Below are 21,926 nucleotides of genomic sequence, written 5' to 3'. Positions count from 1 at the left end.
TCACTGAACACTCCTCATCGGCGGCGCTCCGACACAACCGCCTCGGTGACGCGTGTCGAGAACGCTCACCGTCTCTACGGACGGTTGTTGTTCAGGGCCGAAGTCTATCGACCCGAACGGGTTCAGCCGAACTGTGGCGCGCCGTGTATCGACACACCGACCGGTCGTTCGGCCTCGTCCGCATCGCCGTCGACGATCACCAGAGCCACCAGGTCCTCGAGATCGTCCGACTCCAATTCCGCGACCGCCGTGGCTTCCACCGCAGTCACGAACACGTGCGTCATCCACTCGGCGACGACGAGATCGGCCGAATCTTCGGGCGACTCGGCCCGATCGATCACCAACACAGCACCGACCGAGGCAGCCAGCACAGCGGCGAACCAGGCCGACGGAGAGGTGATCGCGGTGGGCACGCCGAGCCGCGACTCGTAGTCGATCCCGTACTCTTCGACCGCCCGAACGGCCGCGGCAGCAAGGGCACCGTGGCTCACCGTAGCGCCGGTCGACACGTCCACCACCAGAGCCGGGCTGTCTGCGGAGAGCACGGCGATACGGTCGGTGTACGTGATCGGACGAGGCGATCGGTCGGTCACCGACCTCGACATCGCCGCGTCACCGAGATCGACGACCGTGGAGACTCGATCCCAGTGCTGCGCCGCACCGGTGTCGATGACGACGACGTTCGCGCCCACTCCGACGGCACCGTCGACGTCGTTCACCAGGGCCAGAGCACCACCCGCCTTGACCACCGCCCACCGGGCCACGACGGATTCGACTGCGTCGTCGACGGCGACGGCAACAGTCACGTCGGGCCCGACGTTGCGGTCGATCAGTTCACGGGCCAGGCGTGACGAACGTCGGTCGAGCTCGAGGTAGGTGGTCTCCTCGCCTGCAGAAGACAACGCAGGGGCCTCCGGATCCGCCTCCACGGTCGCAGCGAGCAACTGAGGCAAAGTTCGACCGGCCACCGCGCCCACCGCGTTCGGAGTCGGGGATGCAGTCAACGCTGCCCGCTCGTCGTCGCCGAGATCGTCGATCGCACCGATTTCGAGTCCCGGATCCGCCGCCACGGCGTCGGCGATCCTGACGAAGCGATCTACCATCGCCGATACGGTCGATTCGTCGAACAGGTCTGCGGCGTAGGCGAACTCGACAGCCAGGTCCGGTTCGCCGTCAGCATCGACCGCGGGCCGAGTTTGCACCGTCACCTGAAGATCGAACTTGGCGGTCGGCTCGAATCCCTCGACGGGCTCGACGGTCAGGGCAGGCAGTTCGAAGCGAGCCTCACCCAATGGTTCGACCGACAACACGGTCTGGAACAGCGGGCTGATTCCGGGGGTTCGGTCCTGCCCGATGACGTCGACGACGTGCTCGAACGGCACGTCTGCGTTCCCGAATGCCCTCAGGTCGTTCTCTCGAATACTGCGCACGAGATCCTCGAACGTCGCGTCCGGATCGACGCTGGTACGAAGCGCCAGCGTGTTGACGAACATTCCGACGATGTCGTCGAGTTGTTCGTCTCCCCTACCGGCAATCGGAGTTCCGATGGCGAAATCCCGTGCACCGCTGGTTCTCGCCAGCACTACCGCGAGGACGCTGTGCAACACCATGAACAGAGTCGCGTTGTTCGATCGTGCGATATCGAGGAACGCCTCGTGGGTCTGCGCGTCGAGATGTGCGCGGACACTTCCACCGTGTAGCGAGGGCTCTGCCGCTCTCGGCCTGTCCCACGGCAGGGCGATGACCGGGGTGATACCGCTCAGCTCGGTGCGCCAGAAGTCGACCTGCCGATTCGCTGCGGAACCCGGATCGTTCGTCGAACCCAGCACTTCACGCTGCCACAGCGTGTAGTCGGCGTACTGGATCGACAGCGGTGCCACCGTCGGAACCGTGCCGGCTGTCGCGGCGAGATACGCGGTCATCACGTCACGAGCCAACGGTGCCATCGACGCTCCGTCGCCGCTGATGTGGTGCATCACGATGACGAACACGTACTGGAGTTCGCCGTCCTCCGTTCCGACGAGTCGGAACAGTGCCCCACGTACCGGAGGCGCAGCGGTGACATCGAATCCGTCGTACACCAGTCGACGCACCCGATCGGCGATGTCGGCTTCGCCCGTGGCGTCGATCGGATCGAGGTCGAGAGTGGTGGCACGGGCGTCGAGGACTTCCTGAAACGCAGTGCCGTCGGCATCCTCGGGATAGCGAGTTCGCAGCGTCTCGTGCCGCTCGATCGCCCACGTCGCGGCCGCCTGAAGTGCGGCCACGTCCAGGTCACCGGTGAGCCGCAGAGCGAGCGGCATGTTGTACGCGCCCGACCCGGGGTCGAGTCGATTCAGTACCCACATTCGCTGCTGCGCGAGCGAGAGCGGTACCCGCTCGTCGCCCGTCCTGGGTCGAAGCGGCACGCGATGCACCGTTCCCTGGAGGTCCGTGCGCGCTGCGAGCGCCGCGACTGTCGAGTTCTCGAACAGCTCGCGCACACCCACCTGCTTGCCCAGAGCAGCGGTGATGCGCGCTGCTGCACGGGTGGCCGCGAGCGAATTTCCGCCGAGCGCGAAGAAGTCGTCGTCCGTTCCCACCTGATCGACACCGAGCACGTCGGCGAAGACGTCGGCGATGGCGATCTCGGTCACGGTCACCGGTGCACGGAACTCACGCGCCTCGAACACCGGCTCCGGCAACGCTTTTCGATCGAGCTTGCCGCTGGCGTTCAGGGGGAACTCGGCGAGCACCATGATCTGGGTCGGCACCATGTAGCCGGGAAGTCGGCTGCCTGCGAACGAGGTCAGCTCGCTCACGTCCACCGACGCACCGGCACGAGGAACGGCGTAGCCGACCAGAATTTCGCCCGACGCCGTCGACGTCACCAGGACGGTCGATCGGTCGACGTCGGGGTGTGCGGTCAACGCCGCCTCGATCTCACCGAGCTCGATGCGCAGGCCGCGCAGTTTCACCTGGAAGTCGGTGCGGCCGATGTAGTCGAGCTCGCCGTCGACGTTCCACCGGACCAGGTCGCCGGTCCGGTACATCCGAGTACCCGGTGCACCGTACGGATCGGCAACGAACCGGTCTGCGGTCAGATCCACTCGCCCGAGGTAGCCGCGGGCCAGTTGGACTCCCGCGAGGTAGAGCTCACCCGCGACGCCGACCGGCACCGGTCGCAGCCGCGCGTCGAGCACGGTCACTCGGGTGTTGGCCACCGGCACACCGATCGGTACGCCGGCGACGTCGGCGGCGGTGACGCGGTGGTAGGTCACGTCCACCGCAGCCTCGGTGGGCCCGTACAGGTTGTGCAGTTCTGTGTTCGGCAGTGCCGTAGCGATTGCCGAGGCAACCGATACCGGCAGCGCCTCACCCGACGCGAACAACATGCGCAGGCCCCCGCACCGCGAGACTCCGTCCGCTGCCGCGAACACGGCCAGCATCGACGGCACGAAGTGTGCGACGGTGACCGACCGCTCGGTGACGATCTCGACCAGATAGGCCGGGTCGCGATGCCCGTCCGGTTTCGCTATCGCCAATTCGGCACCGATGTGCAACGGCCAGAACAACTCCCACACCGACACGTCGAACGTCACCGGAGTCTTCTGCAGCACCACATCGTCGACGGTCAGACCGTACTCGTCCTGCATCCACACGAGCCGGTTGACGATGGCGGCGTGCGTCACGGCTACACCCTTGGGCTTGCCCGTGGAGCCCGAGGTGAAGATGACGTACGCGACGTCGTCGGGGAGCAGCGCGGCGCGGCGCTCGTCGGCGCGAACCGCATCGGTGGCGAATCCGGTGAGATCGACGGAATCGACCACGATTCGCGGTGCGGCGGACGAGACCGATTCCACGGCAGACGAATCCGCCGCCGTCGTCAGAATCGCAACGGGATCGGCCGTCGCCAGGATGTACTCGACGCGCTCCGCCGGCTGGTCGGGATCGATCGGGACGTACGCCCCGCCCGCGGTCAGCACCGCGTAGACACCGACGAGCATGTCCACCGATCTCCGCATGGCGATGGCGACCATCGTTTCCGGGCCGACGCCCTCGCGGATCAGCAGTCGCGCAAGCGCGTTCACTCGACCCGCGAATTCCGCGTACGTCACTCGATCGTCCTCGAAGGAGACCGCGATCCGGTCCGGAGACTGCACCACCCGACCCTCGAACATCGACACGAGCGTTGCCGCGGAATCGATCTCGCGGGCAGTGTCGTTCCACTCGTCGAGTATTCGTGTGCGCTCCGCGGTGTCGAGCAGGTCGATGTCGACAACCCGGCGCGTGGGGTCCGCCGCGAACGTAGCGAGAAGCGAGACGACGCGCGCCAGGATCGACTCGACCGCACGGGTGTCGAACAGGTCGCTGATGTATTTCGCCGTCAGCGTCACTTCCTCGTTCGCCACCACCAGCAGGGTCAGCGGGTAGTGGGTGTTGTCGTTGGAGCCGACACCCTCGACGGTCATGCCGTCGATCGATGCGGCCTGCTGCGCCAACTCGGCCTCGTTCACCGGGTACGACTCGAACACCGTCAGCGTGTCGAACAGGTTGCCCAGCCCAGCATCCCGCTGGATGTCCGCCAATCCCACGTGGTGGTGATCGAGCAGATCGGCCTGCTCACCTTGGAGCCGCGTGAGGTACTGCTCCACGGTGTCGTGTGCATCGAGGCGAACCCGTACCGGAATGGTGTTGATGAACAAGCCGATCATCGACTCGACTCCGGGCAGGTCCGCGGGCCGACCCGAGACCGTGGCCCCGAAGACCACGTCGTCGCGGCCCGTCATCTGAGCCAACAGCATTCCGTACGCGGCCTGTACCAACGTGTTCACGGTGACGCCGAGGCGTCCACCGAGCGCGATCAACGCTGCGGTGGCCTCGCCGTCGATCCGTACCTCGGTCTCCGCCGATCGGGTCGAGATCTCGCGGCCCAGGGTCGGTGGAGTCAGCAGTGTCGGTTCGTCGACGCCGTCGAGCGAACGGGCCCACGCCTGCCGGGAGGTCTCCGGGTCTCGCTGACCGAGCCACTGCAGGAACGAGCGATACGAGCGCGGACGCGGCATCGACGAGGTGTCGCTACGGACGGCGTAGAGGTAGAGCAGCTCCTTCATCACCAGCGGCAGCGACCAGCCGTCCAGCAGCACGTGATGGTTGGTCATCGCCAGTCGGTACGTCGTGGGCCCGAGGCGAATCAGCAAGAACCGCAACAACGGGGCGGTGGTGATGTCGAAATGCTCCCGCTGATCCTCGTCCAGTGCAGCCGCGACCGCGGCGCCGCGCGCGTTCTCCTCGACATCGCTGAGATCGACAGTGCGCCAAGGCAACCGCACACCTTGCTGAACAATCTGCACGCTGTCGCCGTCCGCGGTCACCGCGAACACGGCGCGGAGGTTCTCGTACCGATCCAGCAGGGCCTGCGCGGCATCACGCAGACGCTCCTGATCGACCTCGCCTGCCAGGTCGAGCACGACCTGCATCGTGTAGACGTCCAGCGAGGTGTCGGCGAACAGGGCATGGAACAGCAAGCCCTGCTGCAATGGTGCCAGCGGCCACACGTCGGTCAGTGCCGGATACCGCTGCTCGAAGCCGAGAATGTCGGTCTGACTCACACGCGCCAACGGAAGGTCCGACGGAGTGAGGCCACCGGCACCGGGTGTACGTGCGTGGGCCGCGAGCGAGTCGAGCAGCTCCGACCACAGTTGCGCCAGACGCGCCACGGTCGCCTCGGAGATCGCGCCCCGCGGGAACGCCAGCGACGCACTCAGGGCGCTGCCGTCGTCGGTGTCCACCACGATGGCGTTGATGTCGATCGTCTTGTTCGCGGCCATGTCCGGATCACCGGCTGCAGACAGACCTGCGGTCTCCTCGGCAGGCAACCAGCCGAGAGACTTCATGTCCTCCGGTACCTCACCGGTACCGACCCGACCGAGATAGTTGAAGCTGATCTGCCCGGTGGACAGCGCCGCCAGCTCCGTCTCGCTCGCGGGATCGAGGTAGCGCAGCAGCCCCCAGCCCATTCCTCGGTCGGACAACGCCAGCATCTGCTCCTTGACGGCCTTCACGGCGTCGCCGAGGGCAGAGCCTCCGCCGAGGGCGTCGTCGACGTCGATTCCGGTCAGGTCGAGCCGAACCGGGAAGAGGCTGGTGAACCAGCCGACGGTCCGGCCGAGATCTGCTCCTGGGACCACGGACTCCTCGCGGCCGTGACCTTCGAGCTGAAGCAGTGTCGCCGGGGCATCGATTCCCTGTTCCCTGCGCAGCGCGGTGACTGCCAGAGCTAGTGCGGCGAGCAGTCCGTCCGCGACTCCGCCGTGGTAGATCTCGGGAACCGTGGTCAGCAACGTACGCGTGGTATCCGACGACAGGGACATCTCGACTCGCTCGAGGGTGTCCACGACGTCGACGGCCGGCTCGAAGTCCCGCTCCCCCAGTACCGGGTCCGGGGTCCGGGCGATGCGGCGCCACTCCGGCAACTCGTGCGTCCGGCGCGCGGCTTCCTCCACGAGTGCGTGTGTCCAGCGCCGCATCGAAGTACCGACATCCGGCAAAACCGGGGTGGTGCCGCCGGCGATCTGCGCCCACGCGGACACGAAGTCCGGCACCAGAATTCGCCACGACACGCCGTCGACGACGAGGTGATGCGCGACGACCGTCAGTGTGTTCGGCGCGCTGTCGACCCACACGAACGCGAGCATGCGCCCGTTCTCCGGATCGAGCGATCCGACCGCCGCATCCACCGCGGCGGCTCCACCGTCCGCCGACGCGGTCGTCAGCAGCTCGTCGACGTCCACCGAACCGGACTCGCCCACCTCGAGGCCCCAGCCACGATCGTCGTGCACGAGGGTGGACCGAAGAACGTCGTGGTGGTCGACGACAGCAGTGAGCGTGGCCACGACACCGTCGCGGTCGATGCCTGCCGGGAGCTCGAGTGTGAGCGCCTGATGGAAGCGACGGTACCCACCGCCGCGCTGCAGCAGAGCTGCACCGAACGGTGGCAGCGGCAGCCAACCGACTCCACCGCCGTCGAGTTCGTCGAGGACGACCGTGTCCGCACCCTCGCCGACGATGACGGCCACCTCTGCCAGCCCGGCAACGGTCTTGCGCTCGAACACATCTCGTGGACCGAACTGGATTCCTCTTGCCTTGGCGCGCGAGACCAACTGAATGGACACGATGCTGTCGCCACCGAGCGCGAAGAAGGAGTCGTCGACGCCCACCGTCTCGAGTCCCAGGACGTCGGCGAACACGTCGGCGATGATGCGCTCGGTATCGGTGCTCGCAGTGCGGAACTCGGCGTCGCTACCGAACTCGGGATCCGGTAGTCCACGTCGGTCCAGCTTGCCGTTCGGTCCGAGCGGAAGTGATTCGAGAACCACCACCGACGCCGGAACCATGTATTCGGGCACCGTCCGCGCCGCGACCGCCGTCAGGGCCGCCGGATCGACGACCGCGCCGGAGGCGGGTACCACGTAGCCCACCAGAATTTCGCCCGCCGACGGCGTCTGCCGCACGAGCACGACGGCCTGATCGACGGTCGGGTCGGCGATGAGGGCCGACTCGATCTCACCGAGCTCGATGCGAAGGCCGCGGAGCTTGACCTGGAAGTCGGTGCGCCCCAGGTACTCCAGCTCTCCCCCGGTGTTCCAGCGCACGAGGTCGCCGGTGCGGTACATCCGACTCCCGACTGGTCCGTGCGGATCTGCGACGAATCGGTCGGCTGTCAGGTCGGGTCGTCCCAGATAGCCTCGGGCCAGCTGGGTTCCGGCCAGGTACAGCTCGCCCGGCACGCCGATCGGCACCGGGTGCAGACGAGCATCGAGCACGGTGACCCTGGTGTTCCATACCGGCATGCCGATAGGCACCGACACTGTGTCTGCGTCGGTGACCCGATGGAACGTCACGTCCACGGCGGCCTCGGTCGGCCCGTACAGGTTGTGCAGTTCCACGGCGGGCAGTGCCCGGCGGATGCCGGCTGCTACCGAAACCGGTAGGGCCTCACCCGATGCGAACAGCATCCGCAGAGCGCTGCATCGCCCGATGCCGTCGGTGGCAGCGAACACGGCGAGCAACGAGGGAACGAAGTGTGCGGTGGTGACACCGCGGCGTTCGATCGTCTCCACCAGATATGCGGGGTCCCGATGACCGTCCGGCTCGGCGATGTAGAGCTGCGCACCGATCTGCAACGGCCAGAACAACTCCCACACCGAGACGTCGAACGTCACAGGGGTCTTCTGCAGCACCACATCGTCGACGGTGAGCTCGTACTCGTGCTGCATCCACAGCAGACGGTTGACGATGGCGGCGTGCGTGACGGCGACACCCTTGGGCTTGCCCGTCGAGCCCGAGGTGAAGATGACGTAGGCGGTGTCCGACGGCCTCAGTGGTGCCAGTCGCTCCGAATCCGCGACCGGTCGGGTCGCGTACGCATCGGTGTCCACGGTGTCCAGCAGGATCTGCCGAACGGACGAGCCGGCGACGCCCCCGTCGCGAGTGGTGGTCAGCACCGCGACCGGTGCTGCCGTCTCGAGGATGTACTCGATCCGATCGGACGGCTGGTCCGGGTCGACCGGCACGTAGGCACCGCCTGCTGCGAGGACCGCGTAGATGCCGACGAGCATGTCCGGCGAACGACGCATCGCGATCGCGACCACCGTCTCGGGGCCCACCCCCTCCCCGATGAGTACTCGGGCAAGCGAATTCACCCGTCCGGAGAACTCCGCGTAGTCGATCTGCTCGTCGCCGAAGCCGAGAGCCACGTTGTTCGGCGCTGCGGCTACCCGCTCGGCGAACAGGGAGATCAGGGTGTGCCGATCGTCGATCTCGTGGTCGGTTGCGTTCCACTGTTCGAGGACGGCGGTGCGCTCGGCAGGCTCGAGGAGATCGACGTCGCCGACGGGCAGGTCGATCTCGGCCGTCATCGACTCGAGAACCCGGACGAGCCTGCGCGCGAAGGCGACCATCGACGATTCGTCGAACAGATCTGTGGCGTAATCGAATTGGACGTCGACGCCATCGGGCGCGCCTGCGGAGTCGAACTTCTCCCACAGTGTCACCTGTAGATCGAACTTCGCGATCGCACTCGACAGATCGACACCGTCGATGTCGAGACCGGGAAGCGCGAACGACTGTTCGCCGAGGTTCTGGAACGTGAGCATCACCTGGAAGATCGGGTGCCTGGCCTGCGACCGTTCCGGCGCGATCGCGTCGACGAGTCGCTCGAACGGTATGTCGGAGTGCGAGAACGCCCCGAGGTCCACCTCTCGCACCAGAGCGAGCTGATCGCGCAACGTCGTGCCCGGCTCGACGGACGTGCGCAGTGCGAGGGTGTTGACGAACATACCGACGAGGTCGTCGAGGTTGGAGTCTCCGCGCCCGGCCACCGGGGTCCCGATCACCACGTCGTCGGTTCCCGCCAACGCAGCCAACAGCACTGCGAGAGCGGTGTGCGCGGTCATGAACACCGTCGCGTTGTTCTCCCGAGACGCCCGCGCGATGCTCTCGTGCAGTTCGGCGTCGAGCGAGAAGTTGTATGCCGCACCTCTGTTCGTCGCCACCGCCGGTCGCGGTCGATCGGTCGCCAGATCGAGTTGTGCAGGCGCGCCGCGCAGTACCGAACGCCAGTAGCCGAGCTGCTGAGCCATGGGCGATTCCGGATCGCCCTCGGTGCCGAGCAACTCGCGCTGCCACAGGGTGAAATCTGCGTACTGGACGGGCAACGGTGCCCATTGCGGATCGTCGCCCGCCGCACGTGCGGTGTAGGCGACCATGATGTCGCGGGTCAACGGTCCCATGGAGAATCCGTCGGCGGCGATGTGGTGGGCCACGAATGCCAGGACGTGCTCACGCTCGTCGATCCGCAGGATCGCCACCCGCACCGGAACGGCGCTGGTGACGTCGAAGCCCTCGGAGACGAACCGCCGCAACGTCTCGGGCACAGCGGCGGCTGCCGTGTCGATGACGTCGACGGACGGTGCGCCCTCGGCGAGGCCGAGGACGACCTGACTGCCTCGCCCGTCGACCTCGGGGTACACGGTGCGCAGAATCTCGTGCCGCGAGACCACATCCGTCACCGCTCGCACCAGTGCAGGCACGTCCAGATCGCCGGACAGTCGGATCGCCACCGGGATGTTGTTCACCGCCGAGGTGGGATCGAACTGGCTCAGGAACCACATCCGCTGCTGTGCCAGCGACAGCGGGATCTGCTCGGGCCGCCTGCGCTGCACCAGAGCACGGCGCGCACCGGCACCGACGGTGGATTCGATGGCGCGGGCAAGTCCCAGCACCGTCGGCGACTCGAAGATGGCCCGCACCGGAACAACGGTGTCGAGAGCCGAGCCCAGACGCGAGACCACCTGGGTGGCGATCAGCGAGTTTCCGCCGAGCGCGAAGAAGTCGTCGTCCAGACCCACGCGCTCGACACCGAGGATGTCCGCGAACACACCGGCGACCGTCACTTCGACGAGATCGGTCGGTGCCCGGAACTCTGCGGCCTCGAACACCGGTTCCGGCAGGGCCTTTCGGTCCAGCTTGCCGTTGGCGTTGAGTGGCAGGACGTCGAGGATCACAAAGGCGGACGGCACCATGTAGGACGGCACCGACGACGCCATCGACGCACGTACGGTCTCGGGATCGACCGATACGCCGTCGACGGGCACCACGTAGGCGATCAGTCGATCCCCGAGGCGCTCGTCGTTCGAGGCGACCACGGCCGCATCGCGTACCGATTCGATCAAGCGGAGCGCGGCGTCGATGTCACCGAGCTCGATGCGGAAGCCGCGGATCTTGACCTGGAAGTCCGAACGACCCACGTACTCCAGTTCACCGTCGCCGCGCCATGCTGCGAGATCGCCTGTGCGATACAGCCGTCCGCCCGGCGAGAACGGATCGGCCACGAACCGCTCCGCAGTCAGATCGGGCCGCCCGACATAGCCGTCGGCCAGCTGACTGCCCGCGAGATAGAGCTCTCCCGTGACACCGACCGGAACCGGCGACAGACGTGAATCCAGTACGTAGACACGGGTGTTCCACTCGGGAGCGCCGATGGGAACCGGCCCCGTCCCGGAATCGTGCACCCGGTGCGCGGTGACCGACACCGCTGCCTCGGTGGGACCGTACAGATTGTCCAGGCGTGCTCGCGTCGCGCGGAGCGCACGCTGAGCGGTGGCAGGCGGCAGTGTCTCGCCGATGGCCAGGATTCGACGCAGCGCCGATGGCAGCGTGCCGCCGGACGCCGCGATCAACGCGTCGAGCATCGACGGCACCGTGTGCAGTGTCGTCACGTTCGCCTCTGCCATCAGTTCCAGCAGGTAGCTCGGATCGCGGTGTCCACCGGCCTCGGCGACCACGGTGCAGCCGCCGGAGATCGACGCCGTCCAGAATTCCCACACCGACAGATCGAACGTCGCCGCGGTCTTGAGCAACACCGCGTCGTCGACGCCGATGCCGTATTCGGCACGCGCCCAGAGCAACTGGTTGACAATGGCGCGATGACTGACGGCGACCCCCTTGGGTCGACCGGTCGAGCCGGACGTGAAGATCACGTACGCCGTGTTCGCGGCACGCAGCGGCGCACGTCGTTCGTCGTCGGTGATCGGGGCATCGGAGATGTCTGCGTACCCGTCCGAATCCGCGTCGATCAGGACGACGGGCACGGACCGACCATTGTCCTCGGGAGCCGAGAACCCGTCACGGGTCGAGCTCAGGATCAACAGTGGCGATGCGTCGTCGACGATGTCGGCGATGCGGGCAGCCGGCTGATCCGGATCGAGTGGCACATAGATTCCGCCGGCCTTGCTCACCGCGTACATCGCGACGAGCAGCTCGACCGAACGCCCGAGCGCGAGTGCCACCGTCACCTGCGGGGCCACTCCAGCGGCGATCAACCGCCGCGCCAGACGGTTGATCCGACCGTCGAACTCGCGGTAGGTCAGTGTCCGGCCGGCGTACCTGAGCGCCGGTGCGTCGGGACGGGCGTCGACCTGAGCGTCGAACAGCGACACGAGGGTCTGCGAAAGATCGACATCGTGATCGGTGTCGTTCCAGGTGTCCAGGATCGTCGTTCGCTCTGTCTCGTCGAGCAGGTCCAGATCTCCGACGACTGCACTCGGATCCGCAGCCACCGCGGCCAGCACCGCGACGAATCTACGGGCGAAGGCCTCGACCGTCGACCTGTCGAACAGGTCGGTGGCGAAGGTGAATTCGGCGTCCATGTCCATGGGCGTGCCGTCGGCGGCGTAGCGATCGGACACCGTCAGTTGGAGGTCGGTCTTGGCGAGGGTCGACTCGGCGTCGACACCGCGGACGGTCAGCCCCGGCAACTCGAAGCTCAGATCGGCCAGATTCTGGAACGACAAGCCGATCTGGAACAGCGGGTTTCGCGCGGTGGAGCGCACCGGGTTGAGTACCTCGACCAGACGCTCGAACGGGATGTCCGCGTGAGCGAATGCCGACAGGTCGCGCTCGCGCGCCTGCGCCAGCAACTCCTCGAAGGTCATGGACGGGTGCACCGTGGACCGGAACACCAACGTGTTGACGAACATGCCGATCATGGGATCGAGCGCGCTCTCGCCGCGGCCGGCGATGGGCGTTCCGATGGCGACGTCCTCGGTTCCCGCCACACGTGCCAGGAACGCGGCGAAGGCCGAGTGGACGACCATGAAGACACTGGCCTGACGTGATCGTGCGAGATCTGCGACCGCGGCGTGCACCGCGGCGTCGACGGTGAAGCGCACCGTTTCGCCCCGGAAGCTCTGGGTCGGGGGGCGAGGTCGGTCGGTGGGCAGTACGAGCTGATCGGGCAGATCGGCCAGTGCTTCCTTCCAGTACCGAACCTGTTGCGACGCAACAGAATTCTCGTCGTCGTCGGAGCCGAGAACGGTGCGCTGCCACAGCGCGTAATCCGCGTACTGCACCGGCAGGGGCTCCCAGTCCGGAGCCAAGCCGGCTGCGCGCGCGGTGTACGCGGTCATCACATCCGTTGCCAGCGGTCCCATCGAGGCACCGTCGGCGGAGACGTGATGGACGACGAATGCAAGGACGTGCTCGGCGTCCTCCCCGTCGATTCGCACCAGCATCGCGTCCACCGGAACCTCGCGGGTCACGTCGAAGCCGCGCAGGAAGAAGCTGCTCACCGTCTCCAGTACGTCGGCCGCTGCGACTGTCCGTACCGACAGATCCAAGGTGGCCTCGTCAGCCGGAAGTACCCGTTGGAACGGTCCGTGTTCGGAGTCCGGGTAGAGCGAGCGCAGCGATTCGTGGCGCTCCACCACATCGCCGACGGCGGCAGCCAATGCCGCCGTGTCGAGCGCACCGGTCAGACGTACCGCGAACGGAATGTTGTCCACGGCCGACGAGGTGTCGAACTGGTTGAGGAACCAGTAGCGCTGCTGTGCCAGCGACAGTGGTGGACGCTCGGGCCGAGGTCCGGCCACGAGCGGCGCACGCGAGCCCGAACCGACGCCGGACTCGAGGCGATCCGCCAGCGCTGCGACGGTGGACACCTCGAACAGCATGCGCACGGGCACGGTGGTGTCCAGAATCGCACCGAGACGCGAGACCACCTGCGTCGCGATGAGCGAGTTGCCACCGAGCTCGAAGAAGTCGTCCTGGGCACCCACCCGATCGACTTCCAGCACCTCCGCGAACACGGTGGCGACGCTCTGTTCCACCGCGGTGGCCGGCGCGACGAACTCGCGTGCCTCGAACGCCGGAGCAGGAAGGGCGGCCCGATCGAGCTTGCCGACCGATGTCAGCGGCACCGCGTCGAGCACCATTATCGATGCCGGAATCATGTAGTTGGGCAACGCTTTTCCAACGAACGTCGTCAGATCCTCCACGTCGACCGATGCGTCGCGGACGGGGAGTACGTACGAGACCAGCGTGGTGACGCCCGAGGGCAACCGGTGTCCGAGTGTCACGGCGAACTCGACACTCGGGTACGCGGTCAGTGCCGAGTCGATCTCGCCGAGTTCGATACGGAACCCGCGCACCTTCACCTGGAAATCGGTGCGGCCCACGAACTGGAGTTGAAGATCCTCGGTCCAGCGCACCACGTCTCCGGTGCGATACATCCGGCCGCCGCCCATACCGTAGGGGTTGGCAACGAAGCGCTCGGAGGACAGCATGGGGCGACCGAGATAACCGCGCGCGAGAGCGCCGCCGGCCAGATAGAGCTCTCCCGCCACTCCGGACGGCACCGGACGCAATCGATCGTCGAGGATGAGTGCCGACATTCCGTGAATCGGCCTTCCGACGGTGATCGGTTCGCCGGGGGTCAGGACTGCGAAGCTCGAGATGATCGTGGTCTCGGTCGGTCCGTAGCCGTTGAAGTACTTGCGGCCGGGGGCCCATCGCGCGAGCAGTTCCGGTGTGGTGACGTCGCCGCCGACCGAGAGCACTTCGAGCGCTTCGAGACCTGCCGGATCCATCGTGCCGAGCACCGCGGGAGTGATGATCGAATGGCTGACCCGCTCGGCCTTCAGCAGCTCGGACAACTCGGTACCGCCCAGGATCTCGGCAGGCACGATCACCAGAGTTGCACCTACCGAGAACGCCGCCATCCATTCGAGGACGGACGGATCGAAGTTCGGCGAGCAGACATGCAGGAATCGCGCAGACGGTGTCAGGTGGTACAGATCGCCGGCGGCGTCGAGCACGCCCCCGAGCCCGGCGTGCGTCACCACGACGCCCTTGGGCTTACCGGTCGAGCCCGAGGTGTAGATGACGTACGCCGGATTCTGGAACACCGACGGCCGCAACCGATCCGCATCGGTGATCGGATCGGCGGAGTGATCGCGCACCGCCGCCACCACGTCGTCGTCGTCGAGACGGATCCATTCCGGCCCGCCGCCGGATCCCTGCACCGACGCCAGGTGTGCCGCCGCGGTCAGGCCGAGCACCGCCCCGGAATCACCGACCATGTGGGCAATGCGGTCGCTCGGGTATGTCGGGTCGACCGGGAGGTGGGCACCGCCGGCCTTGGCCACTGCCCAGACCCCGAGCACCATCTCGTAGGAGCGCTGGAACCCGAGCGCGACGACGGTCTCCGGCCCCACTCCCCTGGAGATGAGCAGACGGGCGAGCTGGGACGACGTGCTGTCGAGTTCGGCGTACGTGATGGAGCGATCGCGGTAGCGGATGGCGATCGCCTGCGGATCGAGAGCGGCTCCGGCAGCGAAGATCTCGGCGAGAGTGCCACCCGCCAACACCTCGTCGCCATGCACGTGGGTCAAGCGGTCGTATTCGTCGTCGTAGAGAATCCCCAGGTCGCCCACCGGAGTACTCGGATTCGCCACCACACCGTCGAGAAGACGTCGGAAGCGGTCGGCGAAGCCCACGATGGTCGCCTCGTCGAACAGATCTCGCGAGTAGAGCCACGCCGCGGACATACCGCCGCCGTCGGACTCACGCAACGTCAGCGACAGATCGAACTTGGCCGTCTCGATGTCGAGATCGACGGCCGAGACCTCCAACCCGGGCAGAGCGAAGGTACTCGGCGGAAGGTTCTCGAAGGCGATCGCCACTTGGAACAGGGGGTGTCGCGAAGCGGAGCGTTCGGGGTCGAGAAGATCGACAAGACGCTCGAACGGGATATCGGCGTGTGCAAAGGCCGCGAGATCCACCTCGCGGACATCGGCGAGCATGCCGTCGAATCCCTTGTCCGGGTGCACCGCGGTCCGCAGGACCAGGGTGTTGACGAACATGCCGATCACGTCGTCGAGTGCGGCATCTCCGCGTCCGGCGATGGCCGTGCCGACGGCGATGTCCGTCGAATTCGACATGCGCGCAAGGAATACCGCAAGGGCGGTATGCAGCACCATGAACGGCGTGGTGCCGCTCTCCCTCGCCAGTGCAGTGAGACCGGCATGGACATCGGGGGCGATCTCGAATTCGACTCGGCCGCCGGCCCCCGAGGACTCGGCCGGACGTGGCCGATCGTGCGGAAGAGCGAGCTCAGCCGGCATCTCCGCCAGCGTCTCGCGCCAGAAAGTTGCCTGCCGGGAGATCAGGCTCGCCGAATCCGCCTCGCTACCGAGTACCGAACGCTGCCACAGCGTGAAGTCGATGTACTGCACCGCCAGTGGCTGCCAGGATGGCGACTCGCCCGCCACTCGTGCGAGGTAGGCGGTCATCACATCGCGGGTCAGCGGACCCATGGACCAACCGTCGGCGCTGATGTGATGCACCACGAACACCAGGACATGTTCCTGCTCGGAGACCTCGAACAGTCTCACTCGCAACGGAACTGCAGCAGTGACGTCGAAGCCTGCGGCCACGAAGGCGGTCACGTCGGCCACGATCGAATCGGACGTTGCCGCGACCGGCTGGAGATTCGGGACGACGGTCCGAGTGGGAAGCACGAGTTGGTGTCCCGAGCCGTCCACACTCGGGTACACCGTGCGCAGGGATTCGTGGCGCTCGAGGACGTCCGACACCGCAGCGCGCAGTGCGGCGACGTCCAACGAACCACGCAGCCGGATGGCTACCGGAATGTTGTTCACGGCCGACTCGGGATCGAATCGGTTCAGGAACCACATCCGTTGCTGCGCCATCGACAGCGGAACCGTCTCCGGCCGATTCTGCGGAACCAACGGTGCCGCGGCCCCACCACCCAGGTGACTCTCCACCCGAACCGCCAGTGCCGCAACCGTACTGGCCTCGAACAGTGCACGAACCGGGACCGTCGCATCCAGTTCGCTACCCAACCGCGAGACCACCTGGGTGGCGACGAGAGAGTTGCCACCCAGAGCGAAGAAATCGTCGTCGACGCCGATGCGGTCGACTCCGAGAACGTCCGCGAACACCCGAGCGACGATCTCCTCGACGGGATTCGACGGTGCGCGATACTCGACTTCCTCGATCTCGGGATCCGGCAGGGCCTTGCGGTCCAGCTTGCCGCTTGCGCCGAGGGGCAGAGCGTCGAGAACGACGATCACGGCGGGCACCATGTACGAGGCGAGGCGCTCGCTCAACGCATCACGCAGAGACTGCGTGTCCACGCTCCCGGTGCCCACCAAGTAGGCCACCAACCGATCGGCCCGGACCACGGTCACTGCCTGGCTCACCGACGGCTGCTCGAGCAGGGCCGCTTCGATCTCACCCAGTTCGATCCGTAGACCGCGAAGCTTGACCTGGAAGTCCGAACGCCCGACGTAGTCGAGTTCACCGCCCGGCAGCCAACGCACCACGTCGCCCGTGCGATACATCCGGGCTCCGTCTTCGGCGAACGGGTTGGGCAGGAAGCGATCCGCCGTCAGATCCGCTCGCCCGACGTAGCCCCGAGCAAGCTGCGTTCCGGCGAGGTAGAGCTCTCCGTGCACTCCGACCGGCACCGGTCGCAGAGCGGAGTCCAGTACGTACACGGCCGTGTTCCAGACCGGCGCACCGATCGGTACGACGGCGGTGTCGTCGTCGGTGACTCGGTGGTACGTCACGTCCACCGCGGCTTCGGTCGGGCCGTAGAGGTTGTGGATCTCGATGGCCGTCAGCGCCCGGCGCAGCGCCTGCGCAGTCGTCGGTGCCAACGCCTCACCGGAGGCGAACACCAGCCGCAGGGTTGCTGCGGACTCGGCGCGCGCAGCGACCTCGGGAACGAACACCGACATCATCGATGGAACGAAGTGAACCACCGAAACGTGTTCGCGCGCAATGACATCGAGGATATATACGGGGTCGCGATGGCCGTCCGGTACAGCGACGGCCACCGAGGCACCGTTCTGCAGAGCCCAGAAGAACTCCCAGACCGAGACGTCGAACGTCGCGGGCGTCTTCTGCAGCACCACGTCGGAGGCGGTCAGTGGATACTCGTGCTGCATCCACGACAATCGGTTGACGATCGATTCGTGCGAGACGCCGACGCCCTTGGGGCGGCCGGTGGAGCCGGACGTGAAGATGACGTACGCGAGGTTGTGCGGGCGCAACGCTCCCCGGCGATCGGCGTCGTCGAGGGGTTCGGCCGAATGTGTCGAGACGTCCAGCGCGTCGATGTCGACAGTGTCGAATCCGTCGAGTTCGAGGTGATCACGGGTAGAGGACAACACCAGAACCGGATTTGCCGTTTCGGCGATGTAGTCGTTGCGCTCGCGCGGCTGGCTCGGATCGACGGGCACGTAGGCCCCACCCGCCGTGACGACCGCGTACATGCCCACGAACAGCTCGATGCTGCGGTCCATCGCGAGAGCGACCAACGTGTCCGGACCGACACCACGCGAGACGAGTTCTCGTGCAACACGATTGACCCGGGCGGCGAACTCGGCATAGGTCAACCGTTCGCCCTCGAACACCAGCGCCTGCGCATCGGGCGTGGCCTCGACTTGGGCTCGGAACATCTCGACCAGTGTTCGGTCGGACGACATGTCGTGACCGGTCGCGTTCCATGCTCGAAGCACCTGGAACCGTTCCTCGGCATCGAGCACATCGATCTCGGCGATGGGTGCGGCAGGCGCACGGGTCACCGATTCGAGGACCCGCAGGAACCGCTCGCCGAAGGCGGCCATCGTCGACGCGTCGAACAGATCGGCCGAGTACGTCAGCGCTACGGTCAATCCGGCCGGATCGGTGCCCTCGGCCACCGAGTTCCACAGGGTCACTTGCAGATCGAACTTCGCGAGATTCGCCTCGTAATCGAGCGCGCTCACCCGAAGACCGGGGATCTCCACGGACGTGGCGTCCAGGTTCTGGAACGTCAGCATGACCTGGAACAGCGGATGACGAGCTGTCGAGCGAGTGGGCGCGAGAACCTCGACCAGTCGCTCGAACGGAACCTCGGCGTGCGAGAACGCGGCGAGATCGGTCTCGCGGACTCGGCCGAGCAGATCCGCGAAACCGGCTGCGGGGTCGATCGTGGTGCGCAGCACGAGCGTGTTGACGAACATGCCGACGACGTCGTCGAGGACGGCGTCTCCGCGACCGGCGACCGGTGTTCCGATCGTGACGTCGTCGGTACCGGACAACGTCGCCAGCAGAACGGCCAGCGCCGAGTGGACCACCATGAAGGTCGTGGCCCCGTGGGTGCGCCCGAGTTGTTCGACCGCCGCGACGAGGTCCGCATCGATCTCGAACAGATGTGTACCGCCGTGGGTGGTCGCCACCGCCGGCCTCGGTCGATCCGTCGGTAGGTCGAGCTGTTCGGGCGCGCCGGCCAATTGGGAGCGCCAGTAGGCCTCCTGTGCGGCGATCAGCGAGGTCGGATCGTTCTCGTTTCCGAGTACCGACCGCTGCCAGAGCGTGTAGTCGGCGTACTGGACCGGCAACGGCGTCCACGCCGGCTCCTGTCCGGAACTGCGGGCCACGTACGCGGTCACCACGTCTCGCGTCAACGGTGCCATCGAGAAACCGTCGGCCGCGATGTGATGGACCACGAGGGCCAGGATGTGTTCGGTCGAAGACAGCGCCAGTACGGCTGCGCGCACGGGCAAGCCGGTCGAGACGTCGAACGGCCGAAGAGCGAACTCGAGCAACGTCTCCGGCAGCCGGGCCTCCTCGACGCCCGAGAACTCCACGTCCACTGTGGCGGAGTCGGGTTCGAGCACCTGCTGGTACCCCACTCCGGCGTGATCCGGATAGATCGTCCGCAGGGACTCGTGCCTGCCCAACACGTCCGAGACTGCCGCGCGCAGCGCATCGAGATCGAGATCGCCGGACAGCGAGATGGCGACCGGGATGTTGTTGACGGCCGATTCGGGCTCGAACCGGTTCAGGAACCACATCCGCTGCTGAGCCAACGACAACGGAACGCGCTCCGGCCGCGGCTGCGCGGTGAGGGCCGCACGGGGTGCCGCACTCGATGTCTCCGCCGCATCGACGACAGCGGCGAGCTCGGCCACGGTGGGAGCATCGAAGAACGCGCGAACGTCCACGGACACACCGCGTTCGGCGTTGACGCGCGCGACGACTCGGGTGGCGTTGAGAGAGTTTCCCCCGACCGCGAAGAAGTCGTCGTCGATGCCGACGCGGTCCATACCGAGGACGTTCTGGAAGATCTCGACGAGCGCGGACTCGGTCTCGGTGTCCGGAGCTCGATATTCACGGACGAGCGACCCGAAGTCGGGAGCCGGCAACGCCTTACGGTCGAGCTTGCCACTCGAATTGAGCGGGAACTCGTCGAGCACGACGAACAACGACGGCACCATGTAGTCCGGTGTACGACGCCGTACCGCGGCTGCCAGATCACTGTGGTCGATCTCGGGGTCGGACGAGACGACGTAACCGACCAGATGCTCACCCAGCTCCGCGTGGGCCTCGTCGGAATGCACCAGCACCGCAGCCTGACTCACGTTCGGCTCGGCGAGCAGAGCCGATTCGATCTCACCGAGTTCGATGCGGAGTCCGCGCAGCTTCACCTGGAAATCGGTGCGGCCGATGTAGTCGATCAGCCCGTCGGAGCGCCTGCGCACCAGGTCGCCGGTGCGGTACATCCGATCGCCTGGCCCGCCGAACGGGTCGGCGACGAAACGATCCGCGGTGAGGTCGCCTCGGCGCAGATAGCCGCGCGCGAGCTGCACACCGGCGAGATACAGCTCGCCCTCGACGCCTCTGGGCACCCGGTGCAGCGACTCGTCCAGAACGTAGAGCTCGGTGTCGGCCACCGCGGCACCGATCGGGACAGCAGCCTCCTCGACATCCTGCGTGCGGTAGTACGTGACGTCGACTGCGGCTTCGGTGGGGCCGTACAGGTTGTGCAGTGACGCGGCAGAGATCCGGTGGAAGGCATTGACGGTGCGTGCCGGCAGGGCTTCACCCGATGCGAACACTGTCGTCAGCGACGTCACCTGTGCTGCAGCGGGTTCGGCGACGTACACCGAGAGCATCGACGGCACGAAGTGGGTAATCGTGACGCTCTGCTCACCGATGATCCGGGCCAGGTACGCGGGATCCCGATGACCGTCGGGCTCGGCGATCACCAGCCGGGCACCGATCTGCAACGGCCAGAAGAACTCCCACACCGACACGTCGAAGGTGAACGGCGTCTTCTGCAGCACGACGTCCGTGGCAGTCATGACGTATTCGCGCTGCCGCCACGCGATGTTGGCCACGATCGCGCTGTGCCCCACCGCGACGCCTTTGGGCCGACCGGTCGACCCCGAAGTGAAGATGACGTACGCGAGATCGCTGGACGTGAGTGGTGCGCGGCGGTCTTCGTCGGTCACCGGGCCGGCGGAGTACCCGGACAGATCGACCGTATCCACCGACACGGTCTCGGTGGACGCCGGCACGTCGGGGTGATCGGTGGAGGTCGTGACCACCACCACCGGCTCGGCTATATCGAGGACGTACCCCAACCGATCGGACGGATGATCCGGGTCGAGAGGAACGTACGCACCACCGGCGGCGGTGATCGCGTACATGCCGATCAGCAGGTCCATCGATCGACGAATCGACAGGCCGACTCGGGCGTCCGGGCCGACACCGCGCTCGATCAGGTGTCGGGCCAACCTGTTCACCGAATCCGCGAACTGCGAGTACGTCAGCGTCTCGCCGGCGAACGTCAGGGCAGGTGCGTCCGGGGTCTGCTCGACCTGCTCGACGAAACGCCGATAGAGCGTGTCGGCCTCGGCCGAACTCTGGGGCCCGGCTGCCGTGGACGAAGCGGCTGTCGTGTCGTGTCCCAACACCGACACCGCGTCGCCGATGAGACCCGCGACGACGGCGTCGAGGCCACCCTCGGTTGCCTCGATCAGACCGGGGACAGCGGTGGACAGCACCACGGGCACCAGAGCGTCGGGTCCGAGGGCGCCGCCCATCGCCGTATCGAGGGCGGTGATCTCCGCATCCAGACCGACGTAGGTCAGCTCCACACCGAGGTGCGTCAGCGCCACCCGATCCGGTTCGAGCGCACCGACGCTCCGAACCAGCCGAGGCAGGTCCTCGATAGTCGAAGAGCTACCGCCGAGGCCGCCTGACGCCATCTATCCATTCCTCCTGATCGAAAACCGTGCCGTGTCGTT

The 21,926-nt window shown here is 66.5% G+C and carries 1 protein-coding gene; it reads right to left on the bottom strand.

Annotated elements, in window-relative coordinates; genetic code table 11:
- Positions 1–122: 122 nt before the first annotated feature.
- Positions 123–21,887, bottom strand: a complete 21,765-nt coding sequence (locus AC5WEY_RS10600) for a non-ribosomal peptide synthase/polyketide synthase (protein WP_495645885.1) — start codon at positions 21,885–21,887, stop codon at positions 123–125.
- Positions 21,888–21,926: the final 39 nt, after the last annotated feature.

The organism is Rhodococcoides sp. S146-33 (assembly GCF_059489205.1).
The sequence above is the reverse complement of the archived record's forward strand: the minus strand, read 5'-3'. Positions and strand labels throughout refer to the sequence as shown.

Coding starts and splice junctions, on each gene's coding strand:
- AC5WEY_RS10600 (WP_495645885.1), bottom strand. CDS start 21,887: ATGGCGTCAGGCGGCCTCGGCGGTAGCTCTTCGACTATCGAGGACCTG.